General features: G+C 53.6%; 28 protein-coding genes. 14 read left to right on the top strand and 14 right to left on the bottom strand.

The window, feature by feature from the left end; translation table 11 throughout:
- Positions 1-37 precede the first annotated feature (37 nt).
- The 4 genes from rlmH to ACUN8H_RS12825 form a co-directional block, all read right to left on the bottom strand.
- Positions 38-505 (bottom strand): 23S rRNA (pseudouridine(1915)-N(3))-methyltransferase RlmH, encoded by a 468-nt coding sequence (gene rlmH, locus ACUN8H_RS12840; RefSeq protein WP_445532477.1) that lies wholly within the window; start codon positions 503-505, stop codon positions 38-40.
- Positions 502-888, bottom strand: coding sequence for a ribosome silencing factor (rsfS, locus tag ACUN8H_RS12835; protein ID WP_290697723.1), 387 nt, complete (start codon positions 886-888; stop codon positions 502-504). The genes rlmH and rsfS overlap by 4 nt, the downstream gene beginning before the upstream one ends.
- 78 nt (positions 889-966) lie before the next feature.
- Positions 967-1626 carry a nicotinate-nucleotide adenylyltransferase gene (gene nadD / locus ACUN8H_RS12830; protein ID WP_445532476.1) on the bottom strand — a complete coding sequence of 220 codons (660 nt, stop codon included), beginning with the start codon at positions 1624-1626 and terminating at the stop codon, positions 967-969.
- Positions 1627-1635: 9 nt separating this feature from the next.
- Positions 1636-2943, bottom strand: coding sequence for a glutamate-5-semialdehyde dehydrogenase (locus tag ACUN8H_RS12825; RefSeq protein ID WP_445532475.1), 1308 nt, complete (start codon positions 2941-2943; stop codon positions 1636-1638).
- Between the two features lie 267 nt (positions 2944-3210).
- Between ACUN8H_RS12825 and ACUN8H_RS12820 the strand changes: the two genes are divergently transcribed.
- From ACUN8H_RS12820 to ACUN8H_RS12810, 3 genes are read left to right on the top strand one after another with little or no spacing between them, the layout of a single operon-like run.
- Entirely contained in the window at positions 3211-4065 is an 855-nt protein-coding gene (locus tag ACUN8H_RS12820) for a hypothetical protein (protein WP_445532474.1), read from the top strand.
- The gene (locus ACUN8H_RS12815) at positions 4062-4994 is read left to right on the top strand and encodes a diguanylate cyclase domain-containing protein (protein ID WP_445532473.1); all 933 of its coding nucleotides are present in this window, start codon (positions 4062-4064) and stop codon (positions 4992-4994) included. Before ACUN8H_RS12820 ends, ACUN8H_RS12815 begins: the two co-directional genes overlap by 4 nt.
- 41 nt (positions 4995-5035) lie before the next feature.
- Positions 5036-6433: a bifunctional DedA family/phosphatase PAP2 family protein gene (locus tag ACUN8H_RS12810; RefSeq protein WP_445532472.1), complete on the top strand. Its 1398-nt coding sequence runs from the start codon at positions 5036-5038 to the stop codon at positions 6431-6433.
- A 36-nt stretch (positions 6434-6469) separates the two neighbouring features.
- Here the strand turns inward: ACUN8H_RS12810 and ACUN8H_RS12805 are convergent, their stop codons facing one another.
- The 4 genes from ACUN8H_RS12805 to ACUN8H_RS12790 are packed head-to-tail and all read right to left on the bottom strand — an operon-like array spanning position 6470 to position 9316.
- Positions 6470-7090 (bottom strand): LysE family translocator, encoded by a 621-nt coding sequence (locus ACUN8H_RS12805; protein WP_445532471.1) that lies wholly within the window; start codon positions 7088-7090, stop codon positions 6470-6472.
- Between the two features lie 3 nt (positions 7091-7093).
- Positions 7094-7759: a flavin prenyltransferase UbiX gene (locus ACUN8H_RS12800; protein ID WP_445532470.1), complete on the bottom strand. Its 666-nt coding sequence runs from the start codon at positions 7757-7759 to the stop codon at positions 7094-7096.
- The gene (gene mpl, locus ACUN8H_RS12795; RefSeq protein ID WP_445532469.1) at positions 7756-9171 is read right to left on the bottom strand and encodes a UDP-N-acetylmuramate:L-alanyl-gamma-D-glutamyl-meso-diaminopimelate ligase; all 1416 of its coding nucleotides are present in this window, start codon (positions 9169-9171) and stop codon (positions 7756-7758) included. The genes ACUN8H_RS12800 and mpl overlap by 4 nt, the downstream gene beginning before the upstream one ends.
- Positions 9172-9184: 13 nt before the next feature.
- Positions 9185-9316: a hypothetical protein gene (locus tag ACUN8H_RS12790; protein ID WP_445532468.1), complete on the bottom strand. Its 132-nt coding sequence runs from the start codon at positions 9314-9316 to the stop codon at positions 9185-9187.
- Positions 9317-9430: 114 nt separating this feature from the next.
- Between ACUN8H_RS12790 and ACUN8H_RS12785 the strand changes: the two genes are divergently transcribed.
- Positions 9431-9817 carry a glutaredoxin family protein gene (locus ACUN8H_RS12785; protein WP_445532467.1) on the top strand — a complete coding sequence of 129 codons (387 nt, stop codon included), beginning with the start codon at positions 9431-9433 and terminating at the stop codon, positions 9815-9817.
- A gap of 59 nt (positions 9818-9876) precedes the next feature.
- On the opposite strand, the gene ACUN8H_RS12780 is transcribed toward ACUN8H_RS12785, so the two are convergent.
- Positions 9877-10437: a hypothetical protein gene (locus tag ACUN8H_RS12780; protein WP_445532466.1), complete on the bottom strand. Its 561-nt coding sequence runs from the start codon at positions 10435-10437 to the stop codon at positions 9877-9879.
- 272 nt (positions 10438-10709) lie between these two features.
- Here ACUN8H_RS12780 and ACUN8H_RS12775 point away from each other — a divergent pair, with 272 nt between their 5' ends.
- The 7 genes from ACUN8H_RS12775 (at position 10710) to pepQ (ending at position 18874) form a co-directional block, all read left to right on the top strand.
- Positions 10710-12290 carry an ABC transporter substrate-binding protein gene (locus ACUN8H_RS12775; RefSeq protein WP_445532465.1) on the top strand — a complete coding sequence of 527 codons (1581 nt, stop codon included), beginning with the start codon at positions 10710-10712 and terminating at the stop codon, positions 12288-12290.
- 186 nt (positions 12291-12476) lie between these two features.
- Positions 12477-13526 carry an ABC transporter permease gene (locus tag ACUN8H_RS12770; RefSeq protein WP_445532464.1) on the top strand — a complete coding sequence of 350 codons (1050 nt, stop codon included), beginning with the start codon at positions 12477-12479 and terminating at the stop codon, positions 13524-13526.
- On the top strand, positions 13523-14479 hold the full coding sequence (locus ACUN8H_RS12765) for an ABC transporter permease (RefSeq protein WP_445532463.1): 957 nt from the start codon (positions 13523-13525) through the stop codon (positions 14477-14479). Before ACUN8H_RS12770 ends, ACUN8H_RS12765 begins: the two co-directional genes overlap by 4 nt.
- A 7-nt stretch (positions 14480-14486) precedes the next feature.
- Complete coding sequence (locus ACUN8H_RS12760; RefSeq protein ID WP_445532462.1) at positions 14487-15503, top strand: ABC transporter ATP-binding protein; 1017 nt, start codon at positions 14487-14489, stop codon at positions 15501-15503.
- Positions 15504-15520: 17 nt separating this feature from the next.
- The gene (locus tag ACUN8H_RS12755; RefSeq protein ID WP_445532619.1) at positions 15521-16573 is read left to right on the top strand and encodes an ABC transporter ATP-binding protein; all 1053 of its coding nucleotides are present in this window, start codon (positions 15521-15523) and stop codon (positions 16571-16573) included.
- Positions 16574-16622: 49 nt separating this feature from the next.
- Entirely contained in the window at positions 16623-17534 is a 912-nt protein-coding gene (locus ACUN8H_RS12750; RefSeq protein WP_445532461.1) for a LysR family transcriptional regulator, read from the top strand.
- A gap of 41 nt (positions 17535-17575) precedes the next feature.
- The gene (gene pepQ, locus ACUN8H_RS12745; protein ID WP_445532460.1) at positions 17576-18874 is read left to right on the top strand and encodes a Xaa-Pro dipeptidase; all 1299 of its coding nucleotides are present in this window, start codon (positions 17576-17578) and stop codon (positions 18872-18874) included.
- A gap of 91 nt (positions 18875-18965) precedes the next feature.
- Here the strand turns inward: pepQ and ACUN8H_RS12740 are convergent, their stop codons facing one another.
- Positions 18966-19574, bottom strand: coding sequence for an OmpW/AlkL family protein (locus ACUN8H_RS12740; RefSeq protein WP_445532459.1), 609 nt, complete (start codon positions 19572-19574; stop codon positions 18966-18968).
- Positions 19575-19998: 424 nt separating this feature from the next.
- The gene (locus ACUN8H_RS12735; RefSeq protein ID WP_445532458.1) at positions 19999-20283 is read right to left on the bottom strand and encodes a hypothetical protein; all 285 of its coding nucleotides are present in this window, start codon (positions 20281-20283) and stop codon (positions 19999-20001) included.
- Positions 20284-20701: 418 nt separating this feature from the next.
- Between ACUN8H_RS12735 and ACUN8H_RS12730 the strand changes: the two genes are divergently transcribed.
- Together ACUN8H_RS12730 and ACUN8H_RS12725 are read left to right on the top strand one after the other, a co-directional pair.
- The gene (locus tag ACUN8H_RS12730; RefSeq protein ID WP_445532457.1) at positions 20702-21556 is read left to right on the top strand and encodes an AAA family ATPase; all 855 of its coding nucleotides are present in this window, start codon (positions 20702-20704) and stop codon (positions 21554-21556) included.
- 3 nt (positions 21557-21559) lie between these two features.
- Positions 21560-22741: a vWA domain-containing protein gene (locus tag ACUN8H_RS12725; RefSeq protein WP_445532456.1), complete on the top strand. Its 1182-nt coding sequence runs from the start codon at positions 21560-21562 to the stop codon at positions 22739-22741.
- Positions 22742-22746: 5 nt separating this feature from the next.
- Here ACUN8H_RS12725 and ACUN8H_RS12720 read toward each other — a convergent pair whose 3' ends face one another.
- Together ACUN8H_RS12720 and ACUN8H_RS12715 are read right to left on the bottom strand one after the other, a co-directional pair.
- On the bottom strand, positions 22747-23280 hold the full coding sequence (locus tag ACUN8H_RS12720) for a cytochrome b (protein ID WP_445532455.1): 534 nt from the start codon (positions 23278-23280) through the stop codon (positions 22747-22749).
- Positions 23281-23399: 119 nt separating this feature from the next.
- The gene (locus tag ACUN8H_RS12715; RefSeq protein WP_445532618.1) at positions 23400-23963 is read right to left on the bottom strand and encodes a hypothetical protein; all 564 of its coding nucleotides are present in this window, start codon (positions 23961-23963) and stop codon (positions 23400-23402) included.
- A 171-nt stretch (positions 23964-24134) separates the two neighbouring features.
- Here ACUN8H_RS12715 and ACUN8H_RS12710 point away from each other — a divergent pair, with 171 nt between their 5' ends.
- Positions 24135-24533, top strand: a complete 399-nt coding sequence (locus ACUN8H_RS12710; RefSeq protein WP_445532454.1) for a RidA family protein — start codon at positions 24135-24137, stop codon at positions 24531-24533.
- On the opposite strand, the gene ACUN8H_RS12705 is transcribed toward ACUN8H_RS12710, so the two are convergent.
- Positions 24493-25959, bottom strand: a complete 1467-nt coding sequence (locus ACUN8H_RS12705; protein ID WP_445532453.1) for a cobyric acid synthase — start codon at positions 25957-25959, stop codon at positions 24493-24495. The genes ACUN8H_RS12710 and ACUN8H_RS12705 overlap by 41 nt on opposite strands.
- Between the last annotated feature and the right edge of the window lie 90 nt (positions 25960-26049).

The raw sequence follows: 26049 nt of genomic DNA, 5'->3' as shown, positions 1-26049 counted from the left end.
CAATAAAACACAAACGGTGATGGCTCACCAGTCAGTGTTAGCGGTGATAAGGGTGATTCACTAGTAATGTCCAGGCACGGTAGAGCTGCTCTGCCAGCATTATTCGCACCAGCGGATGAGGCAACGTCAAAGGAGAGATTGACCAGGTTCTATCCGCAGCGGCTGAGAGCGTAGGCTCCAGCCCATCTGGCCCACCGACAAGCAGGGCGATGTCACGTCCTGACATACGCCAGCCATCAGCTTCTTGAGCCACTTGTTCGGTGGTCCATGGCTTGCCTTTGACCTCTAATGCAACGACGTATTCGTCGCCGCGTAGCTTATCGCGAATACGCTGAGCCTCTTGGGCACGCGCCTTCGCGATATCGGCATTTTTGCCACGCTGGCCGAGCGGGATTTCCTCAATCTCAAGCGAAAAGTCTCTCGGCAGCCGTTTGCGGTAAGTTTCGACGCCTTCTTCTACCCACGCAGGCATTTTGCTTCCCACCGCTAACAGCCGGATCCTCATGACATGCCAGCTCGCTCATGAAAGCGCTCAAGCGACTCACCAATCGCGCCCGAGTCACTGGGCAGATCGGCCCATAGCCGCTCTAGGTCATATAGGGTACGCGCCTCAGGCATCATGACATGAACTACGACATCCCCCAGGTCGACCAGTACCCAGTCGGCATTATCGCCGCCTTCCACGCCCATCGGGCCGTGGCCTGCAGCTTTGGCTTTTTCCACCACGTTTTGCGCCAGTGCAGCCACATGACGAGTCGAAGTGCCGCTGGCTATCAACATGAGGTCGGTGACCTCGGTTAATTTAGCGACATCTAACTGCGTTATGTCGCGTGCTTTCAATTCTTCCAGCGCGTCAACCGCTAGATTTTTCAATGTATCGATGTGCATGACTCCTAAAGACAACCTCATGGGGTAATCGGTCAATAAAGCCGGCCATTGTAACGGCTTATTTGATGACTGCCAGCGCTATTCACGCTTCTGGTAGAGACCAAGGTCTGTAATAGTCTGTTCCACGGGCGGCGGTACCAAATAACGCACGTTCTTGCCCTTCTCTAATCGGTCGCGAATGTAGGTCGCTGAAATGGCCAGTAGCGATGGCAATTCAAGCGACAGAAAACCGCCACTTGGCTGCTGCATCAATGTCACTACGTTATCGACTTCCCTATGCGCCACCAGTTCCGTTAAAGATGCTGGTAGTGAATCGTTGTAACCAGGACGCGCAATCACCACTAAGTGGGCAAACGCAAATAGACGCTCGGGTTGATGCCAGTGTGTTAGGCGCAAAAAAGCATCATAGCCAATCACCATGACCAGGCGCGTTTGTACACCGTACTCCGTACGCAACTCGGCAAGCGTATCAATGCTGTATGAAGGCCCGTCACGTCGTAGCTCACGATCGTCAGCCACTAGCCCTGGGGTGTCACCAATGCCCGCTTTCAAGAGCGCTAGCCGCTGTTCGGGAGATACCTGAGGCTGCCCCCGTAAGGGTGGCTGTTGGGCAGGAATCATGTGCAGTTGATCCAGCGATAGCGCTTCGTGCAATTCAACCGCACTACGTAAATGCCCTATATGAATGGGGTCGAATGTGCCGCCCAGCATCCCTATACGCTGTACCGTTTGATTCATCTCCCCCCCTTACTGGCGCACTTGGCCATCACCAAACACGACGTATTTTTGGGTAGTGAGGCCCTCTAACCCCACAGGCCCTCGGGCGTGTAGCTTGTCGGTTGAAATACCAATCTCTGCCCCTAGTCCATATTCAAAACCATCGGCAAAGCGCGTCGATGCATTTACGATGACGGAGCTCGAATCCACTTCCGCCATAAAACGCCGCGCCAGGGAGTAGTCTTGAGTCACAATTGCATCGGTATGGTGAGAGCCATACTGCTCAATATGGCTAATAGCGTCATCAATACCATCCACTACTTTAATGGCCAACACCGGGGCTAAATATTCGGCATACCAATCAGCTTCCTGCGCGGCAATCGCCTGAGGCAGCAGAGCCTGCGTGCGCTCACAACCACGCAGCTCTACCTCATGTTCCGCGTAGGCACGCGCCAGCTCTGGCAACAGTAAGTCAGCAATTGGCGCATCGACCAACAGCGTTTCCATTGTGTTGCAGGTACCGTAACGGTGGGTTTTCGCATTGACGGCTATCGCCAAGGCTTTGGCAGGATCCGCGGTGGTATCAATATAAACATGGCACACCCCATCAAGGTGTTTAATCACCGGCACACGCGCATCGCGCGTAATGCGCGCAATCAGCGATTTCCCGCCACGCGGAATAATCACATCCACATACTCCGGCATACTAATCATTTCCCCCACCGCTGCCCGATCAGTCGTCCCCACGACCTGTACACACCCCAACGGCAATCCCACATCAGTAAGCGCTGCTTGAATACAAGCGCCAATAGCGGCATTAGAGGCTCTGGCCTCTGAACCACCTCGCAATATGCAGGCATTGCCAGATTTTAGACACAAGCTGGCGGCTTCTAACGTTACGTTAGGACGTGACTCGTAAATAATGCCAATCACGCCCAGTGGTACACGCATTTTACCCACCTGAATCCCGCTGGGACGGTAGCGCATTTCACTCAGCTCGCCTACTGGGTCGGGCAAGCTCGCCACTTGGTGAAGCCCTTCAATCATGGCGTCGATACGCGCATCGTTTAATGCTAAACGATCTAACAGAGCACTCTCTAGACCACTCTGACGGCCTTGCTGTAAATCCTCAGCGTTGGCGTCTAGAATACGACCTCGTGCTGCTTCCACACGTTGAGCCATTGCCATCAGGGCGCTGTTTTTCAATCCCGTATCCGCTCGGCGTAACTGGCTGGCTGAGCGGCGTGCCGCTTGCCCTAACGCCTGCATATAGGCGGGCACATCACCGGAAGATAAGTGCAAATGGGCCTCTTCGTGGGACGGTGTTGAAACGCTCATAATGTCTCCGTGCGGCGTCGCGATTACTAAAATGAATGAAGCCCGACAAAGCGCCAGGATTCATTGCTCTGCAGTTAGGAAATGCTACGTCTAATGTCGTTGAATGGCATGATCTGTAGCCGTTTTCATGTTTGTACTCATGTTACGCTATTTCGACGTTATACTGAGGGTGATTAAGGCGCTAATGTGTGTGGTGCATTTTTTTCATTACACGCTCACTCACTTGCTCAGATACTTCAGGTTATTCAGGACGAATAGTAAGTCACCATGCAAAGCAAGTACAAAATACGTCTACTACGCGCCAACCTCTTAGCGGCGGCCGTTGCGTTAGCACTCTGGACGCCTTCTACGCCACCAGCGGCAGCCTTGGTGCTGTGGCTTTCTGTTGGCTGGCTATTCATCACTGCTCTTATGCTCGATTTCAGCCACCGCCGCTCGAGGGGGTTACCATGGCAGCTTATACCCGGTGCGCTACTGGTTAGCTTGATTGCAGCAGCTCCTGAGCGGCACGGCATTCTTATTTGGGCTTGGGCAGCCATGTTGATGCTGCCACAGAATCATTGGGTGGCCGCTTTTAATCTTAGCGCTGCTTTGCTCAGTGCTGTCATGGTCGCGCCCCAACTGAACAAACCAGAATTCATTTTACTGCTGTGCGCTTTATTGACACTTGGTTTACTCGCCTCATCCAGAGCACAACAGCTTATCGACATGAATGGCTCCATTCGTCAGCGCTTACGCTTGATCCCGGGGCTGAACTTATGGGCCGGCGAGCAGTTACTGCGCGATATTACCCGTGAACAAACGCGCTGTGAGCGTGAAGGCGTTTACGCAGAGCTGTTTATCCTCCATGTGAAACGGCATCAGCTTTGGCCAACCGCACAAAAGCTTTGTGAGCTAACCCATGATTTTGAAAACGTTTACCGTTTAGGTAGTACCACGTTAGCCACGCTGATTCTCTCCCGCTCACCCAACGAGGCCGCTCAACGTCGCCAGCTTTTACTGACGGAGCTACCTGACAACATTTCCAGCGAGTACCTCAATCTAGTTGATATCGAACCGGCGACGCTCTCGGTGTTTGAAATAAGTAAATTACCGGCGGAGCGAGTACGGGAGACGATATGACCGAACACCGCATTCCCAAGCGTTTAATGACACTTGCTTACGCATCAAGCATTGCGTTAATGATAGGTTACGCACTGTGGCTCTATGCCATGGGCGATTACCGCGACCTACTCATTCCGACTTTTATGACGCTGCTGCTGCTGTCAGCCCTGCTTATGCATATTGGGCAAGGGCTTAAGAGCTATCTGCCGCGCATTGTATTGCTGTGCTGTACTTACTTAGTGGTACTGAGTGCGTACTACCACCATCCTGATGTGTCAGCAATTTGGCTCGGCTTACCAATCACCGCCGCATTTTTACTATTGCCGCTATGGGCTGCGGTACTGACCAATGTCACCGTCGGCCCATTATGGTGGCTACTTCCCTCCGTCGCAGCTGCGCCAACCGCGATTATCGTTGGCTATGCTGCCTTAACGTTGTTACTGGCCCTACCGCGCTGGGAACACGCTCGCCGCCGCGCCCTGCTGCGTGCTACCGATCCCAACGATAGCGACTGCAACGCTTTTCACATTGACACGTTAAAGGAGCGCTTAAACAGCGAGTTCCAGCGCGCGGCTATGCTCAATCAACAGTTGGCGGTACTGGTTTTGCACTTGCCGCAATTGGACATGGCTGAAGAACAGTTTGGTCATCGCGCATTGAAAGCACTACTCGGGGCACTATGTAGCGAAGTCAATAGTCGTTGTCGTGATCATGACGTACTCGGCCGCGCGGACAACGCCACCTTTTGGCTTGTTTTACCTGATACGAGTGAAAGCGGCGCACTACTGGTGCGGGAGCGCTTGCAGCGCGCACTTTCTCAACGCGTCTTGGTGGAAACAGGCCAGCTGGAAGCGCGCATTGCGGCCTGCCTGCCCAGTCGAGCAGAAAGCTTTGAGCGCTATATAAAACGTTTAGAATCACGCGGTTCATCATTGGCCAACGTTTAATTTCCAGCCCTACCCCCGCTCATTGATCACCGGAGAAGTCCGTGTCGCTAGTCGATATACTCCACTCATTAACGCCATCACCACCCGTGCTACTCTCCTTGGTGCTGGCCATTTCATTAGTGGAATCGCTTGCGTTGGTGGGGTTGCTAGTCCCTGGAGTGGTGCTAATCACCTCGGCTGCATCAATGGCGGGACATCAGGATATCGCATTGGCTTGGCTGATCGGTGCGGCATTTATCGGCGCTTTAATAGGTGATGGCGTTAGTTTCTCGCTCGGCTATCGGCATCGGGAATACGTCACCCAGCGCTGGCCGCTCTCTCAACATCCTGAATGGCTGGGCCGTGGGGCACGCTTTTTCGAGCGCTACGGTGTGTGGTCTGTTTTTATTGGCCGCTTTGTAGGGCCTGTCAGACCTATCATTCCCCTGGTCGCAGGCATGATGCATATGCCGCCGCGTACCTTTATCTGGGCGAACATAACCTCGGCGGCCCTGTGGGCACCCGCGTATATTTTGCCCGGCTATTTGCTGGGGCGCACTTGGCAGCATCATTTAAATCTGCCCCCAGGCCTTGAAGCGGCTTTACTGATACTGGCCGCGGTTATTGTCGCCCTCGCATTTATTTTTTCCTGGGGGCGCCATCAAGCCACGCGGCATGGGCGACTCTATCGGGCCATTGCAGGTACCGTTCGTCGACTCCCCCTGTTAAGGCGCCCTTGGCTGGCATTGAGTCAATCCGGTGATGTTCCACTGGCCTCGCTGCTGCTGTTGGTAATAGCACTGGGCAGCTTGTCTGGTTGGACATTGATGGTCACTGCACAAACTGACCCTCTGCCTATGGATCTCTTCATCCACCGGCTGTTTTCAGGGCTTCAAAGTGGGGTGACTTACTTTGTAGGCACTCTATTTGCAGAAATCGGCGATACCTTTGGCATCATTGCGCTGACGCTGCCTTGGGTGGTTTGGTTTTTAATAGGCAAACGGTGGGACGTGCTGCTGCACTGGGGAGGCGCATTTGCAGGCGTTGCACTGCTTAATATTATTGGCAAGGGATTATTTGAGCGCACTCGTCCCGACACCCCTGACTACCTGCTAGGCTCGTTCTCCTACCCGAGCGCGCATACTTCCACGGCAGTGGTGCTATTTGGGTTGTCAGCTGCCTTTGTCGCAGCCGAACTACCCCGCCAAAAGCGCTTTTGGGCCTATTGGGGTGCGCTTGCGCTTGCGCTGCCCATGGCATTGTCGAGACTGGTGGTGGGCGTGCATTGGTTGAGTGATTTGGTGGGGGGCGCGCTTCTAGGGCTGGTGGTGTGTGCGCTTACTCTATTGCACTGGCAGCAGCAGCCTAGGCAAAGCCTGCGCCCCTGCCCCTGGGCCTTACTCAGCGTAGCCTCGCTGGTGATGATTAGCGCCCGTGTTGGTTTTTTACCGCCAGTTTAAAGAGCTATCAAAAACGCATCCGAGCGCTATCAAAAACTAACCTAGTGCAAGCCAAAGTCCAACCCCAATCATTAACGTGCCTGCGATGCGGTTAAGCAAGCGCACATTGCCGCTTTTACCCAGCGCATTGCGGAGCGTCTTACCACCGGTGGCGTAAACCAGCATGCTGGCAAACTCGATGGTTAAAATAACCGCGATGAGTAGGCTGAGCTGGCCTGGTAAGGGGCGGTTGCTGTCCAAAAAAGGCGGCAATAGCACCATGAAGAATGCCCACCCTTTTGGATTGGCGACGGCGGTCACAAAGCCCTGCATAGCGAGTTGCAGCCGGCTAGCCGGTGGGCCTGCATCTAACTCGTTCGGGATCGCCATCCGCCCGCGCGAGCGCCACATCATCACGCCTAAATAGCCCAAATAGGCACCGCCTACCCACTTGAACAATACAAACAGCTCGGGCTGCCGCAGCATCAACGCCGCCACGCCGGCACCTGCAGCCGCCGCGACCAAGCCGACGCCGAGTAATTCGCCCATCATCATCCATAGGGTACGTTTAACGCCTTGGGTCATACCCAGCACCATGGCGAGGGTCATACACATCCCAGGGGTCAGCGATACAAACAAAAACGTTGGGACAAAAACGGAGAGTGTCGCCCAAGACATAAATCAGCCGTCCTTCTCTGATGAAGGATTAGAAGGTCGCTCTACCTCGCCCCAGCGAGGCACAAGAGCGTGCTCAATTGCCAACTGATTAAGAATGCGCGCTACGATGAAGTCGATTAGATCATCGATACTTTGTGGACGATGATAAAACCCGGGAGCAGCAGGCAGGATAACCACGCCTAAGCGGCTTAATGTCAGCATATGCTCTAGATGAATAGGCGAAAAGGGGCTTTCACGGGGCACCAGCACTAACGTACGTCGCTCTTTTATCGCGACATCCGCCGCTCTCTCAATGAGATTATTACTGGCACCTGTCGCCACGGCCGACAGCGTTCCTGTTGAACAGGGACACACCACCATTGCCGATGGCGCACCAGAGCCAGACGCCACCGGCGCCATCCAGTCTTCACGCCCAAAGCAGCGAATCTGACCGGGCAGAGCACCACTACGCTCACTTAATGCCTGGGCTAGACGCGTAGGCTGTGCGGGCAATTCAATATCCGTTTCAGTGGCAATCACCATCTGCGCAGCCTTGGAAATCATCACCCACACTTCATGGCCCGCGGCGACCAATACATCAATCAAGCGCAGCCCATACTGGGCACCGGAGGCACCGGTCAGCGCGACGGTAATGGGTTTCTTAAAAACGGCGTCTACTGAATTGCTCACTTGTGGCCCTCGTCCGCATTGGCTGTTTGAGCACTCGACAAAGCGGCTAGCAAGCGCTCATGGACACTCTCAAACCCCCCATTGGACATCACCACTATGCGATCTAAGGGTGACGTTTGAGTGACGACGGCTGCGACCAATTTGTCTATGTCACTATGCAACTGCGCATGCCCACCCTGTGAAGCCACTAATTCTTCCATCGACCAATCAAGGCCTGTGGGCTGAAACCAAAAAACGCTGTCTGCATCAGCCACGCTCTCGACCAAGCGTTCGCGCAGTGCACCTAAGCGCATAGTATTAGAACGCGGCTCAATAACAGCCAGCAGTCGACCTTTGGTGGTCGCCGCACGAAGACCTTTGAGCGTAGCGGCAATTGCCGTGGGGTGGTGGGCGAAATCATCAATCACCTGAATGCCATTGATTTCGCCACGCACTTCCTGTCGCCTTCTTGGGGTCTCAAAGCGTGCCAACGCTGCACAGCCTCGGACCAAATCAATCCCACACAGGCTGGCTGCTGCCAATGCCGCCAACGCATTGCGAGCGTTGTACTCCCCGGTGAGTGCCCACTCCACCACACCATCTTCTTCCGGGCCATCTTCAGCCTGACTGCCGCTATAAAGCACCTGGAAGCGGCTTGCGTCGGCGCGCTCTAGCGTTAGCTGCCACTGACTCGTTGCTTGGTTACCAAAGTGGGCGACAGGCGTCCAAACACCTTGAGCCAATACACGCTCGAGCGCGGGCTGTTCATCTGCTACTAACAGCTGCCCTTGACTGGGCACAGTTCGCACCAAGTGATGGAACTGACGCTCAATAGCGGCCAGGTCGGGAAATATATCCGCATGATCGAACTCAAGGTTATTGAGTATCGCAATGTGTGGACGGTAGTGAACGAACTTGGAACGTTTATCGAAGAAGGCCGTATCATACTCATCCGCCTCCACCACAAACGGCGCCCGAGGATCCCCCAAACGCGCCGAGACACCGAAGTTACGCGGCACGCCGCCGATCAAAAACCCCGGCGCTAATCCGCCGCTTTCCAATAGCCATGCCACTATGCTCGCCGTGGTCGTCTTTCCGTGGGTGCCCGCTACTGCGATAACACGCCGTCCCGGCAATACATGCTCTGCCAGCCACTGAGCACCTGATGTATAGGGTAGGCCGCTATTCAGCAATGCTTCTACTTCTTCATTGCCTCGCGATAACGCGTTACCTACTACCACCAGGTCGGGCGCGGGCGAGAGATGCTCCGCGTGATACCCCTCCATCAAAGTAATACCCGCATCCACCAATTGGGTGCTCATGGGGGGATAGACATGCTGATCAGAGCCACTTACCTGATGGCCCAGCTCACGCGCCAGCAGCGCCAGGCTCCCCATAAAGGTGCCGCAGATACCAATAATATGCAGATGCATGGCTCTCGCCCCGTTAATCGCCAGTAAATTTAATAGAAAGCCAAAACATGGCGTAAAAATAGCCAAATAGCCTAGCATGCTGGCCCACTTTGCTCATCCACTCATCGCTAATAACGGCGATTAACGGGAACAAATCGACCTTCAAGTGACAAAACCTTTCAGTTGTTGCAGGATGCGACCACCGTTTATCAACGTTAGCTACTTCCATTTCATTCGGCACGCTGATAGTAGCTCGAACATCAGCGAAAGGAGCCTTTCGATGCGTATGTTAATTCGCTATTTTTTCCGTGGCGTTCGCTTAGTGCTTGCCCCATTTATGCTGATTTCAGAAAAGCTCTCCACGCCTAAGTCGGTTGAGCGCTCACCTGAAGAGCAAGCGAAGATTGATGAAACATGCCAGCGGTTGGCTCTGTATCAATTTCGTACCTGCCCATTTTGCATGAAGGTGCGCAAAGAGATAGCGCGGTTGGGATTAAATATTGAGCTGCGCGATGCTCAGCTTGACCCTGAGCATAAGCAGGCTCTTCTTGAAGGGGGAGGAAAGGTCAAAGTGCCCTGCTTAAAAATTGTTCATGATGATGGCCGAGAAGAGTGGATGTACGAATCCGACACTATTAATGCCTGGCTACATAAGCAGTTTGGCTAGCCCGCTACGCCATCAATTAATGGTTGTTACTGGCGGCCGATACCCATCGGCCGCATACATTAAAACTCAACTTTTTGCGCTTCCACATCGAACGTCACATCAACAGCAATAGTTTCTTCCTGGTGTGGGGGCTCTCCTAATTGAACTTGCAGCGCTAGGGCCCCCTTGATGCTGCCAGCCACGTACACACGATGATTAACCCGTTCATAGTGCGTTAGGGTTACTTCAACATCGCCTCCCTCGGAGGTGTATAGCGGCGGTGATGGCGTTTCTCCCAAGGGGTGTAGCACCGTAGCGCTAGTGAGCTGCTCTTCACTGACAGTCAGGCTAAGCGATAACGACTCTTGCGTCTCCCACTTCTCGTCGTCAACAAAACCAGTGATATCAACGGTGATATGATCACCTGACTCGACGAACGACGCGCTTGAGTCACGGCCGTGACTTAAAATAAACCATTCGCGCTGCTCATCATCAAGTGCTCCTTTTATTTGAGCTACCCTTTCCATGTTCTGTGAAGAAGTAGTGTCGGTGCCTTGGTCAGCAGAAGATCCAAACACTGGTTCAACGGCAAACGCGGGGAGGTACCAAGCGATGGCGGCGACTGCTATTTTTTCCCACATACGGCTTCTCCACCTCTTTAGGCTTCACCCTGACTGCTACTTTTGTCTAATGACAGCCCACTAATAGGCCGCCACTAGCCGCGTCATGTAGCAGACGAATGATGCCTGTCATTATTTCGATTGTGTGACGCACATGCCACTCTCTATGTTGTTAGTCCGTGTTATTTAAACGGCTTTCAAGCTGACCGTGTCTGTTTTACGGGGATTCTTGCGCTTAAGCGAGCGAAAAAAACCGTAAAACGAACAATAAACAATGACCCAAGGGAACAATTATGACGCTCAAGAAAACCCTACTGGCTTCTGTTATTGGTGCCGTGGTGGCAGGTACAACGTTATTGCCGATGACTGCAAGTGCGGAAACGCTTCGCATTGGTTACTCTGCCGACCCCGAAACGCTTGATTTACATGAACAGCTGTCTGGCGGCGTGCTGCGTTTTTCTCACTTGGCGTTTGACCCTCTCGTACGTTGGACCAAGGATTTTCAGTTTGAGCCGCGCCTTGCTACCGAGTGGGAGCAGGTCGACGAAACCACCATGCGCATGACATTGCGTGAAGGCGTTACCTTTCATTCGGGTAATGAGTTCACCGCGAAAGATGTGGTATGGACGATTGAGCGTCTAAAAGAGAGCCCTGACTACCGCGCCATCTTCGAGCCGGTTGCCAGCGCCGAAGCCGTTGACGACTACACTGTTGAGATCGTCACGACTGAGCCCTATCCACTGCTGCTCAACCTCGCTACTTATATCTTCCCGCTGGATAGCGAGTTCTATACCGGTGAAACCGAAGACGGCAGCGATAAAGCTGAAATCGTCAAAGCGGGTAACTCCTTCGCTTCACGCAATGTTTCCGGCACAGGGCCGTTCATTGTCACCGACCGTCGCCAGGGCGTGCGCGTCGACTTCGAACGCTTTGAAGATTACTGGGATACCGAAAGCGAAGGCAATGTTTCCAATATCGTATTAACGCCGATTGCCGAAAACGCTTCTCGCGTTGCTGCACTGCTCTCTGGTGGCGTTGACTTCATTGATGCCGTGCCGCCTAACGATTTAGACCGTGTCCGTGAAGCAGATGGTGTCAATCTGATTGAGATTGACGGTACGCGTATTATTGGTTTCCAGATGAACGAAGAGCGTGTCGAAGCCTTCCAGGACGCTCGCGTTCGTCAAGCAGTCGATTTAGCCATTAACCAGGAAGGCATTGCCGACCGTTTGATGCGTGGCTTCGCTAACCCGGCGGGTCAGTTCTCTCCCGAAGGCTATTCTGGCCACAACTCTGACTTAACGCCACGCTATGATATTGAACGCGCTAAAGAGCTAATGGCAGAAGCCGGTTATGAAGATGGCTTCACCGTTGAAATGATCGCGCCCAATAACCGCTACGTTAACGATGCGCAAATCGCTCAAGCGGTTGCCAACATGCTGGCACAAATTAATATCGACGTTGAACTGCGCACCATGCCGCTGGCTCAGTACTGGCCTGAATACGATACTCGCGCATCCGATATGGCGATGATCGGTTGGCACGCCGATACCGAAGATAGCGCCAACTTCTTCCAGTACCTCTCCTTCTGCATCGATGAAGAAACTGGCGCTGGTCAGTACAATTATGGCAGCTACTGCAACGAAGAGATTGATGCCCTGGTTACCGAAGCAGACAGCGAAACGGATCTGGAAAAACGCAACGAAATGCTGCGTGAAGCCGAAGCCATGCTGTACGAAGATGTCGGTTTCATCATGCTGCACTGGCAGAACCTTGCCTATGCTGCCGCGGATGGCGTTGACGTTGAGCCGGTGGTCAATGCTATCGATTTCCCCTACCTGGGCGACTTGGTCATTGACGCCAGCGACGAGTAATCCTCTCCATCGCATGTCGATGGCAAACCGTTAAACGAGTCATTGCAGCACTCACTGCATGGATGCTTCGCTCCCTAAGCACTTATTAGGGGGCGAAGCCTTTTGTTTGGCGGTAAATGGCTAATTGAATGCTAGAGAACAAGCCCAACTCCCTTTGATGAACCCTTCACACAGGTGGCGTACGCCATGATTGCCTTTTTAATCAAGCGGCTGATGCACGCGATTTTGGTGATGTTTGTCATCAGCGTGCTGGCCTTCGCCATCCAGGATAACCTGGGTGACCCCGTGCAGCAGATGGTCGGCCAGTCAGTGCCGGAAAGTGAGCGTGAAGAAATTCGTGAACGCCTAGGCCTGAATGACCCCTTCCTGGTGCAATACGCGCGCTTTGCTAAAAATGCCGTTCAGGGCGATTTTGGCTACTCTTATTTTTACCGTGAGCCGGCCTTAGAAGTCATTGCTCGCCACTTACCTGCCACGCTGGAATTGGTTTTTGCCGCCACGCTGATTATTGTGCTGTTTTCAGTGCCGATCGGCGTATACAGCGCGATTAAACCACGCTCACCGATTTCGCGATTGTTTATGGGCGTCTCCATTATTGGTATTTCGATTCCGGTTTTCTTGACCGCCATCGTGCTTATTCAAATTTTTGCGATTGGCGTTACCGTCACGCTATTCCCTGAAAGTACCGGCTGGGGCGCGTGGCTAAATGATTTCTTCTCGACCGAAGGCAATATGCCATCGTTTGGACGCGGGTATGAATTGGTCAATGTAGCCGGTAATTGGGATACCAATCTGGCGACTTGGAATGGTTTACAGCATCTGGTGCTGCCGGCAGTTTCCCTGGCCTCCATCATGCTACCGCTGTTTATTCGTTTGATTCGCGCCGAAATGATGGAAGTCCTGCAGTCTGAGTATGTGAAATATGCACGTGCCAAAGGCATCTCAATGCGCCGTGTCTATTTTGTTCATGCGCTTAAAAACACCATGCTACCGGTGATTACCGTGGGTGGTGTGCAGATCGGCACCATGGTGGCCTACACCATTTTAACCGAGACCGTATTCCAATGGCCGGGCATGGGCTTGATGTTCTTGGATGCGATCAATCGTGCTGACATTCCGCTAATCGTGACTTACTTAATGATTGTCGGCGTTATTTTTGTGGTCACCAATACGATTGTGGATTTGATCTACGGCATGGTGAACCCCACCGTTAAACTGACTGGGAAGCCCGCATGAGCACCTCAACTAACTCCTCCCCAGCGAGCGCTTCACCCAGCCGCTGGGAGCGCCTGCGCGACTCCTACATGTGGTACAGCTTCAAGCGAGACCGCACCGCCCAGCTCTGCTTGGCCGTGTTTATCTGTATGGTCATTGCCGCGTTCGCCTCGCCACTGCTGGCGCCAACCAACCCATACGACCTGGCCCAGATCGATATTATGGCGTCAGAGCTGCCGCCTTTCTGGATTGATGGCGCCGATGAGCGTTACTCATTAGGTACTGACGCCCAAGGGCGGGATCTGTGGTCAATCGTGTTATATGGCACGCGCGTTTCCCTGCTGATCGGCTTTGGCGCGGTTATTTTGCAGGCGCTGCTAGGGGTCACTTTTGGCCTGATGGCGGGCTATCTCGGCGGTCGCATCGATACTATTTTAATGCGCTTGGCGGATATCCAGCTCTCTTTCTCGACCCTCATGGTCGCTATCGTGGTAGGCGCCTTGGTCAAGGCAACCATGGGCAGCGCCTTTTATAGCCAATACGCGGTCATGATGCTGATCCTGATTATCGGTCTTGCCGAATGGCCGCAGTACGCGCGTACGGTGCGCGCCTCAGTACTGGCTGAAAAGAATAAAGAGTACGTAGACGCCGCCCGCGTAATGGGGCTGCGCAGCAAGCGGATTATGTTCCGCCACGTGCTGCCCAATACGATGTCGCCGATCTTCGTTATCTCGACCGTACAGATTGCCAACGCCATTATTTCTGAAGCAGCGCTGTCGTTTTTGGGCCTGGGTATGCCGGAAACGCATCCTTCATTAGGCTCATTGATTAAATCTGGCTTTGACTACATCCAGTCAGGCTCCTGGTGGATTACGTTAATTCCAGGTGCGGTACTGGTGGTGCTGGTGCTGTCGATCAATCTACTCGGTGATTGGCTGCGCGATGTCATGAACCCACGACTCTACAAAGGCTGAGGACACCATGGCACTACTTGAAGTCAATAACCTTGATGTCCGCTTTGCGCTGCGTCAGGGTGAAGTCCACGCTCTGCGGGACATTAATTTTACCCTTGAGCGCGGTGAGCGTTTGGGTATCGTCGGTGAATCTGGCGCCGGGAAGTCCGTAGCGGCTTTCTCGCTGCTCAATTTAATCGCCAAACCGGGTTTTATCGCAGGCGGCAGCGTCAACTTTGATGGCCAAGTGCTCAATCGCATGTCGGAGCGCGGCCTGCGCAAAGTCCGCGGCAACCGCATTTCGATGATCTTTCAAGACCCAATGATGACGCTCAACCCGGTGCTCTCTATCGGCGAGCAAATGGTTGAGTGTTTGAAGGCACATCGGCGCATTTCTTCCAAGGAAGCTCGGAGCATTGCGCTGGACAAACTGCGCCAGGTACAAATCCCTTCCCCTGAGACACGCTTGGATCAATATCCTCATGAGCTTTCAGGCGGGATGCGTCAGCGCATCATCATCGCTATCGCCCTGCTGCTTGACCCGGATATCATCATTGCCGATGAGCCGACCACAGCGCTTGACGTCACGATCCAAGCCGAGATTATGGCGCTGCTGCTCGAACTGTGCGAACAGCACAATGTGGGTTTGATATTGATCACCCATGACCTGGGCGTGGTCAGCCAGGTCACCCAGCGGATGCTGGTCATGTATGCTGGCCGAGTGATTGAGCAAGGGCCCACGCGGGAAATCATTAATGACCCGCAGCACCCTTATACCCAGGGATTGATCAACGCTCTTCCGCAGATGGCAACGCCAGGGGAAAAGCTCAATCAGATTCGCGGCAGCATGCCCTCGCTTTCTAACCTACCCAGCGGCTGCGCGTTTCATCCACGCTGCGATTTTATCAATCGTGCCGATGGCCAGCCCCGCCCCGCCTGCACCCAACAAGTGCCGGAATTCGTCGACTCCGGCAACTGCCGCGTGGCGTGTCATATGGTGGCTGAAATGCTCGAAGATCGCCGTTTGAAGGAGGAAACCTCATGAGTGCGAACGCTGAGGTGATGACGGATAACCCGATGCCTACCCACCGTGAAAACGAAGAGAGCGCGGATTCGTTGCTGCAGATTCGCGCGCTAAAAAAACGCTTTTCGCTCTCGGGTGATTTCCTTGAGCAACTGCGTTTTAAAGGTGGCAAGCTGGTTCGCCACCAAGAGCATGTTCACGCAATTAACGGCGTTAACCTGGATATCAAGCGCGGCGAAGCATTATGCGTCGTTGGCGAATCGGGTTGCGGTAAGTCGACAGTGGCACGCACGGTAATGGGGCTTTTGACACCCTCTGAGGGAGAGATTCGCTACGACGGTCAACGTATCGATAACTTAACCTCACGTCAGTTGCTGCCATATCGCAAACGCATGCAGATGATTTTTCAAAACCCTTATGCGTCGCTCAATCCTCGGATGACGATTCAGCAAACGCTGGAAGAGCCGCTGAGGCTGCACCATCCTGACTGGAAACGGCCGCAGGTTCTCGACAAGGTTGAAGAGGTCATGCGCTCGGTAGGCATCGACCCCGACTGGGGTAAGCGCTTTGGTCACGAGTTTTCTGGTGGTCAGCGCCAGCGTATCGCCATTGCGCGCGCACTGGCCGTGGACCCTGAGTTTATCGTCGCCGACGAGCCTATTTCTGCGCTCGACGTCTCGATTCAAGCTCAGGTGCTCAACCTCCTGATGGAAGCCCAGCAAGAGCGCAACCTCACCTACTTGTTCATCACCCACGATTTAGCAGTGGTTGAGCACTTTGGTACTCGCGTGGCGGTCATGTATTTGGGGACGGTATGTGAAATTGCCACGACGGCGACGCTGTTTGAAAAACCGCGCCACCCTTACACCCAGGCGCTACTCTCAGCAATTCCACGCTTAAAGGATGACCGCCCACAGCATATTCGCCTCACTGGTGAAGTGCCCACCCCGGTTAATTTGCCAAGTGGCTGTGTATTTCACGGCCGCTGTCCGCATGCCAACGCGCGCTGTAAGCAGGAAATACCGCTGTTGCAAACACAAGATGACGGAACGCGTGTGGCATGTCACGCTGTTGAGGAGGGGCGCCTATGAACAAGGCGCTAACCACCCTACAGCGAGCCAAGGCGCTGAGAGGTAAAGCATGGAAATTCGCTGGCTAGAAGATTTTATCGCCCTGGCCAGAACACGGCACTTCTCTCGCGCAGCAGATGATCAACATGTTACCCAGCCCACCTTCTCCCGGCGGATTAAATTGCTCGAGGAGGAGATGGGGGTAACGCTGATTAATCGTCAAACGCTACCTCTCTCGCTCACTCCCGCTGGCGAAGAGTTTTTGACCTTGTGCGAACAAGTGACCGAACGTGTGCGGCTCACGCGTGACCGCGTACGGGAAATCAATGCTGGCCAGCAACGGCGCATTATGGTCGCTGCACCGCAAAGCCTGTTGCCCCACTTTTTACCGGAATGGCTGGCATCCACAGGCTGGCAAGATCGCGTTCAGCCCTATTTACGGGCCACGGGCTGGGTAGCTAGCGACTATTTTCAAGCCCTGGCGCGCGCAGAGTGCGACCTTGCCATTTGCTATTGGCCGATTGGGCGCTGCGATTTAGAGATCGACACTAGCGCATGCACTTATCGGGTCATTGGCTATGAAAGGCTGGTCCCGGTGACTGGATTAACGGCAGAGGGGGTTCCTTGCGCGCTACTGCCAGGCACCCGTCATCAACCGGCGCCGTGGCTTGCCTACCCGAAGCGTGGGCTGCTTGGGTCTGCCGTCAAAGCGCACTTAGCCAGGCTGCCACAAAGCACTTATTTAACCGCACAGAGTGAAAACCTCTACGCGGCGGGTATTAAAGAGCTGGTGCTGCTTGGATACGGCATGAGCTGGCTGCCTGAGCGCAACGTCGCTGCGGAACTTGCCGAGGGAACATTAGTAAGAGCGGGCGATAGCCGCTGGGATGTTCCTATGGAGCTACGGCTATACCGTCACCAAAGCCATCACCATGCTGAACTCGACGGTTTTTGGAGTGAACTGGTCACTCCACGGACTTGAGGCCGTCTTTAAAAGCTTACTTGAGAAAGGACACGGTTTGCATGTCAACCACCCTATTCAACCTGCAACAAGATCATATTGCACAACTTCAGCGCGCCTATACGGCGATATTGACCGACCAAGGGTTTGATAGCTTAGCAATCTATAGTGGCCACGCTAGCGTACACTTTGCAGACGATCATATGCCGCCCTTTCAAACATACGGCCATTTCATGCACTGGGTGGGCTTAGCCGATGTGCAGCACAGCTGGCTAATAATTCAGCCACACCAGCGCCCTCAGCTATATCTCTATGCGCCCGCGGATTTTTGGCATCTACCAAAGCATCTTCCTGAAGAGCCCTGGGTTGCTGAATTCGATGTTCACTTCTGCAGCGATAAGATCTCTCCGCCGCTGGTCGGGAACGCAGCAGTTATTGGTGATATCGAGCGTCTTACCTCAAACGCTCAGCAGGCACTAGCAGCAGAAAAACAGCCTGAACCATTGGTAAAGGCGCTTGATGAAATCCGGCTTTTCAAAACGCCCTATGAGATTGCCTGTGTTCGTGAAGCCAACCGCTTGGCGATAGCGGGGCACCAGGCGTCCCAGGCGGCTTTTATTGGCGCCTCCAGTGAACTGGACATTCATTTGGCTTACTTAGCCGCCAGCCGTCAGCGCGAATCCAACGTCCCTTACCAAAATATTATTGGGATGAATTCATACGCAGGCGTTCTGCATTACCAACATTACGACCTTAGCGCGCCTAAACAGCGTTATAGCTTGTTAGTGGATGCAGGCCGCCGGTTTCGTGGTTACTGTGCTGATATCACTCGTACCTACGCGGGCCCGGATGCTCCCTCATTATTTGGTGAGCTGGTAACGGCGATGCATGGCTTGAAGGATGAGCTAGTCAGGTGTGTCTCGCCGGGCGTCAGCTTTGTTTCGCTTCATGAACAGATGCATCGCCATCTCGCTGACATTTTGGTTGCCCACGACCTATTTCAAGGCACTGCAGAGCAAGCCGTTGCTGAAGGCGTAACCCGCGCTTTCTGCCCTCACGGCTTAGGTCACTCGTTGGGATTACAAGTACATGATGTCGCTGGGCTACGTCATTCAGATGGCTCACCAGCGCCTGCGCCAGATAATCACCCAGCCCTACGGTTAACACGGACTCTTGCCCCTGGCATGGTGGTGACCATTGAACCTGGGCTCTACTTTATCGAGATGCTGCTTGCCCCACTGCGTCAAACATCGCTACCCATTAACTGGCGTCTTGTCGATCGACTATCGCCGTGCGGGGGTATCCGCATTGAAGATAACGTCGCGGTGACAGAGAGTGGCTTTGATAACCTAACGTCTTGAGATTTTTTGCTACCGAAACGAACAACGCCCGGCACTTGGCCGGGCGTTAGGTACCAAAACTAATTAGCTATGACTCAGTATTGGCTGGGACTTAGAAGCGATAAGTCACACCACCACCGATGGTGACGGGCTCCATATCGACTTCGCCAACTTTGCCAACGCCATTGGCGTTAATGTCTGAATTAACGTCAGCGTAGCTAGCAAAACCGTTGAGCATGACATTGTCAGTTACTGCCAGATCAACGCCCACTTGGCCGATGGCGCCGTAGCTTTCATCAACGTTAAAGCCGCTTGGCTCACTTGAGAAGTGCGTATAGTTCAAGCCTACACCCACATAAGGCTGAACGCGTGAATCTAAGCCGCCCATTGGGTAGTAGTTAACCAATAGATTCACCGGCAAACGATCAATGCTACCCGCGTCTGCACCCGCTACACTCAGGTCATGCTCGAATTCTTCAGAGCTGTTAAGCTCGACGCCAACCTTATCGGTAAACAGGTAGCCTAACCCATAAGTATATCCACGTGCTTCATCCACACTTAATGAACTGCCCGCGATATTACCGTTATCTGAACCCGTATCCGTTTGGGCAACGCCACCACGAACAAATACATCGCCAGCGTTGTAAGCAAGTGCTGCTGAACTTGCCAGTGCGAAACCAGCAGTGATTGTAGCAGCAGAGATCAGTTTCATTTTACTCATCAGGGTCATCCTCTCTTTCAACTTACGCGCATGTCCTTGTGCTTCGGACTACAGTGCCGACCATTCGGCTTACCTATACAGCATATAGTATACGAACACTGTTTTCAAATTTCCTGTCAAATATTGTTATAAGAAATACCAACTCTGATAGTTTTATTTCAAGCATAAAAAAAGTCCCCCGAAGGGGACCCAGGTGGAGCACGCCAGCTCACTCGGTTTACCGCTAACAGTTCTAGCGGTGTAGATGGAGAAGGGAGAGAAGCCCGATGGTTAATTGCGCCTCTCTATTCACTCATCCTTTGCCATATATATTGCGATCTGCATGCCACTTTTTTAAATATAACTAAAAATCAATCACTTAATAAAAAAACAACTCGATTAGCATCAACCTTCGACGCACTGCAGCAAATAAAATGCACCAGTGTTAAGCATATTGAGGTCTTTTTGCATCACAACGTATCAATTGCGTTTGTTGATGCTTTGCAATCCTCGGCTTAGTGGCTGGGTGCCACGATGATTTCACTTGGGCTTTATCGTTTAGCAGCGCCTCAAAGCCCTCCTCCACGATATCTTCCACTGGAATGCGCTGGGTGACCATATCCTCAGCACGAAAGTAGCCCCGCTGCATCAGCGCCATCACCGCATGCGGGTCGTTGATAGCCAGCACCGACACGTGTTCAACACGAAGATTTTGGGCGGCATACCACAACGCGGCCTACACCTCTTGATATTTAGTCGACTGGCTCATAAGTAGCCCTTCCAGTACGACACATGGTGAACCAACTACAGCCCATAGACGGGCGTTTTCAGCCCTCTCTACGAGCTTTTAACTGCAGCGCCAACAAGTAGTGCGAATAGTGCGAATAGTGCGAATAGTGCCGAGACTGATGCAGTTTGCCTGCGTGATAAGCTGCGCCGATCTACCATTCAAGAGCCATAAACGGTGGCGTAAAGCGAGCTGGGCATTTCATGACCAACGCTGTATCGGCAAATACAGCGCCAGGGCATCGTGCCACCAAACAAGGCTTGATGGCTTGACGCTTCCTTCCGCTTGGCCTGAGCGGCCAGCCTCACGTACACTTGTTTGAATCTGTTATTTACCTGCTTTCAAAAAGCCGAGGCCCACTATGGCGTTTGACTCCACCTCTTCGTATATCGCAACCGATGCACTCAAGCAGGCAGTTAATGCCGCCGTCATGCTCGAGCGCCCACTGCTCATCAAAGGCGAGCCGGGCACCGGTAAAACCCTACTAGCGGAGGAACTGGCAGAATCACTAGGCACTCGGCTGATCACCTGGCATATCAAATCCAGCACCAAGGCGGCCCAGGGACTATACGAGTACGACGCGGTGAGCCGCCTGCGGGATTCCCAACTAGGCGTGGAAGGCGTCGAGAACGTCGCCAACTACATAAAGCCCGGCAAACTGTGGGAAGCCTTTACCGCTGATGAGCGGGTGGTACTGCTGATCGATGAGATCGACAAGGCGGATATCGAATTCCCTAACGACCTGCTCCAAGAGCTGGACCGTATGGAGTTCCACGTTTACGAAACCGGCGAAACCATCCGCGCCGAAAAGCGCCCCATCATCGTCATCACCTCCAACAATGAAAAAGAGCTGCCGGACGCCTTCCTGCGCCGCTGCTTTTTCCACTACATCGAATTCCCTGACCGTGAGACCATGCAGGCGATTGTTGATGTTCACTTCCCGAACATTGCCCCGAAACTGGTCAGCGAAGCGCTGGAAGTTTTCTTTGAACTTCGCAAGGCGCCGGGCCTCAAGAAAAAGCCTTCCACCTCGGAACTGGTGGATTGGCTCAAACTGCTAATGGCAGACGAGCTGGCCCAGGAGGCGCTCTACCATCAAGACCCGGCCAAAGCGCTGCCGCCCATGGCCGGTGCATTGGTCAAAAACGAGCAAGACACGCACCTGCTCGAACGCTTGGCGTTTATGATGCGTCGTCAGAAGAACAGTGGACGCTAAGCCATGTTTATTGGCTTATTCGAAACCCTCAAACGCGCGGGCGTGCCCGTTTCGCTGCGTGAGCTTCTAGACCTTCATGCCGTGGTCGAGCGAGGTGTAGTATTTGCCGATATGGAAGCGTTTTACCAGGTCGCGCGCACGGTGATGGTGAAAGATGAGCGCCACTTCGACCGCTTCGATCGTGCCTTTGCCGCCTGGTTTAAAGGTCTAGAGGACATGGACGCTGCCATTGAGGCGCTGATCCCCGATGAGTGGCTGCGCCGGGAGTTTGAAAAACAGCTCACCGGTGAAGAGAAGGCCAAGATTGAGTCCTTGGGTGGCTTAGAAGAGCTCATTGAGACGTTTAAAAAACGCCTGGAGGAGCAGAAAGAGCGCCACGCAGGCGGTAATAAATGGATTGGCACCGGCGGCACCAGCCCTTTTGGGGCTTACGGCTACAACCCAGAAGGTATCCGTATTGGCCAGGATGGCTCCCGCCACCGCCGCGCTACCAAGGTGTGGGACGAGCGGCGCTTTCGGGATTACGATGATTCACTGGAGTTGGGCACGCGCAATATCAAAATGGCCTTGCGGCGGCTGCGCAAATTCGCCCGCCAAGGCGCGTTAGAAGAGTTCGATGTGGATAGCACCATCCGTGAAACCGCCAAAGATGCCGGGCTACTCAATGTTCGGATGCGCCCGGAGCGCCACAATGCGGTAAAAGTGCTGCTGTTTTTAGACGTGGGTGGTTCGATGGATGACCATATCCGCGTATGTGAAGAGCTCTTTTCAGCGGCCCGCTCCGAGTTTAAACACTTGGAGCATTTCTACTTTCATAACTGCCTGTATGAAGGCGTTTGGAAAAACAACCTGCGCCGTGGCAATGAGCGCATTCCGACCATGGATATGCTGCACACCTACGGCGCGGATTATCAAGTGGTTATTGTCGGTGATGCCGCCATGTCGCCTTACGAAGTTTCGCATCCAGGTGGCAGCGTTGAGCACTTCAATGACGAAGCCGGCGGCGTTTGGCTCAAGCGTTTAGCCGATAAGTTTCCCCGCTTAGCGTGGCTCAACCCTTTGCCGCCACGTGCCTGGGAGTACACCTACTCGACGACGCTTATTCGTGAGCTGATCGACGACCGGATGTACCCCATGACCCTGGAAGGATTGGAAACTGCCATGCGCGAACTGGCTAAGAAATAAGCAGACTATCGTGCCATGCGCGCGAGCACATCGTGGTGCGTTAGTTTGCGATGCAACACCGCCATCACGATGTGGCCAACGACCAGTGCTAGTAAAACCCAACCCAGCTCACCGTGAAGCAAACCGCCAAGATCCGTCATCCAGGTGATTTCTTCGCCCTCAAAACCAGACATCAGCGAAACGCCAAAGACTTCCAGTGAACGCCCCGAACCAAACTGACAGACCAGGGCAATTGTAGGCACGGCGATCATCAAGCCGTAAAGCGCAAGATGTCCCAGGGTTGCCATAACGCTCACCGATGGCGGCCGGCAGGACGAGTTGACCAATGCCCAGAGCGCTCTGAGAACGACCAGGGTTAGCAGCAGTACCCCCACGGGATAATGGGTGCCCCAAAAGAACGTTTCAAAAGGGGTATCAGGAAATAACCAGTGCGCCGTTGCACTGGTAAATTGCCACGCAAACAGCAGCGCCATCCCCCAATGCAGTAACCGACTTACCAATCCATAACGAATGGGGGTATCCAACACCGTTAACGCCATGCCCTTACCTCTTACGCTTAACAAAAGTTATGGCTATTTTACCCAGTCAAACGAGCAACATTATGACAACAACGTGCAACGTGGTTGCTAAAAGTGGAACGCTGGGTTGCGGGAGCATATTAAAGTACGGTTGGGAAATCATTTAAGCCCTTCAAGAAGGCCTGTTTTGCATTTTCAAACGCTTTTGGATCGTGTTTGAAACGACGCAGAATCAGCGCTTCATCCAAGCTCAATGTAGGTGCCAATTCGTTGACGCTTTTCGCTGGGTGACGTGCGCCCAAACCAATGCGATTGCCCCCCGCCCCGCCAAACCATCGCTTGATGCCACTTGTTTGATAAAACGCTTCCTGCTCTGCGCTTTCCACCTCGACCCGCAAAGGCGCTTTCAGGGTAAGCTCGCTAACCAAGCGTTGCTGGGCACCTAGCTGGTCAAACGTGCAGGCGTGCGTCACGGTCATCCCTACGCCCTCTTCATCCAGTACTAGCAGTGCGAGCGCCTGGGGTTTACCCTGGCCATCGACGGCGGCAAATAAGCGTGCGGCCTCTTGAGGAAATAACACGCTGCAAGTGCCGGTAAAGACAACTAACGGCGTTAAACCTGCTGCTTGCCCATACACCTCAGCGCATAGCCGCGCCAAACAAGCGTTACGCTGAGCTTCGGCGTTAACGTGTACAACCTTCATCGACATTACCCTCACCAACTGAAAACCCGCAAGCCTAGAGCAATCACCACCGTTTTGACAGGGCATTGTGACCTACGAGACCTCCATTCACGTTTACTGATATTGAACGTCACAGACATGCACCTGTCGAAGCATCAGTAATCGTGAACGGTGACTTAAGAAGGAGTAACTATGACCACCTTTACCAACGACCCCACTATGCCCTCGCCGAGCTTTCCCGGCAGCCACATGGTCATCGATGACCATTATGTGTTTATCTCAGGGGTGACCGTGGCCGATCTATCGAACGGCGAAGCAGCCATGGGGAATATCAAGGAAGAAACTCGTCTGGTAATGCGGGCGCTATCGCGCATGCTGGAAATGGAAGGCGGTAGCCTTGCCGATGCTGTGCGAGTGGATATTCACCTCACCGACTTACATGCCATCCAAGACATGGACAGTGTGTACGCCGAGTACTTTGAACCCGGCCGCTACCCCGCCCGTACCTGCACTGAAGCCCCTCACATTTGCGGCGGCAGCAGTATTGAAATTACCGTAATGGCGAAGCGCCAGCTTCAATCAGCCGAATAACCGCCTCAATATCTACATAGGCTTCCAGCATATCCGCCAAGCGATCTAGTTCACGCTCTCGGTGAGCTTGGTAATCGCTTTGCTCGCCGTCAGAGAGGCCCAGTTGCTTTAACAGCGCATGGCAGGCCTCAGGATGGTCAAATAGGCCATGCAGATAAGTACCGATGATTTGGCCATCTTCACTGACCGAGCCTTCTGGTCGACCATTAATATCAAATAGCGGTCTGTCTAGGGCGGGGCCTTCGCTAATGCCGTTATGAATTTCATAGCCCGTGGTCGTTGTCGTTTCCCCGACGAGCACACCGCTAACGTTACGTAGCTGCTTACCCGGCACCATGCGGGTGGTGAGCGGTAAAAGACCCAATCCGGCTACTTTCCCTGGCTGCCCTTCTAGCCCATCGGGGTCATCAACCCACTCGCCCAGCATCTGAAAACCACCGCAAATACCCAACACCTTCCCCCCATAACGCAGGTGGCGCTGAATGGCGTTATCCCAGCCTTGGCGTTTTAGCCAGGCTAAGTCACTGGCGGTGCTTTTACTGCCCGGAAGGATGATCACATCGGCGGGGGGTATAGTCTGCTCGGGCCCCACGAAGGTCAGCGCTACCTGGGGGTGCAAACGCAGCGGATCAAAGTCAGTGTGATTACTGATACGCGGCAGCGCGGGGACGATGATGTTAATCACCTGGCTTTTTTTTTCAGCCTGAATAGTGCCAATACTATCTTCAGAATCGAGGACTAGTCCTTGCAGATAAGGCAGTGTGCCCAGCACCGGTTTACCGGTGTGCGCTTGTAACCACTCAAGCCCCGGCTCTAGCAGCGTAATATCGCCTCGAAAACGATTAATGATAAAGCCCTTCGTACGGGCCTGCTCGCTCTCACTCAGTAGCGCCAGCGTACCGACCAATTGGGCAAATACACCGCCGCGATCGATATCACCGACTAACAAGACTGGGCAGTTTGCAGCTTCGGCAAACCCCATATTGGCGATATCGCCTTCACGAAGATTGATTTCAGCAGGGCTACCTGCGCCTTCGGCAATCACCACATCAAAGCGGCTTTCCAAAGCCCGCCATGCGGCCATTACGCTCTCTTGGGCAGTGCGTTTAAAAGCATGGTAATCCAGCGCATCCATATGGCCGTATACCTTACCCCGCAGAATCACCTGAGCACCGCGATCCGTTTCCGGTTTTAGCAACACGGGATTCATGTCGCTGTGGGCCTCTAAATAACACGCCTGGGCTTGCAGCGCGGTGGAACGGCCGATTTCACCACCGTCTACGGTGACGGCGCTATTGAGTGCCATGTTCTGCGGCTTAAAGGGCGCCACTGAGACACCGCGCCTTGCCAGCACGCGGCATAAAGCAGCCACCACGGTACTTTTACCCGCATCCGAGGTGGTACCTTGAATCATCAGTGTGGCCATAAAAAAGTCTCGCCCTGGATAACAAGAGCGAGACTGTAGCGTTAGGCTTTAAGCGACGCAATGTACAAAAGTGGACGTGCTTAGGTTATG

The sequence above is a fragment of the Vreelandella sp. V005 genome (assembly GCF_052645115.1).
Note: the sequence above shows the minus strand (reverse complement) of the source record. Positions and strands in the feature narration are given on the sequence as shown.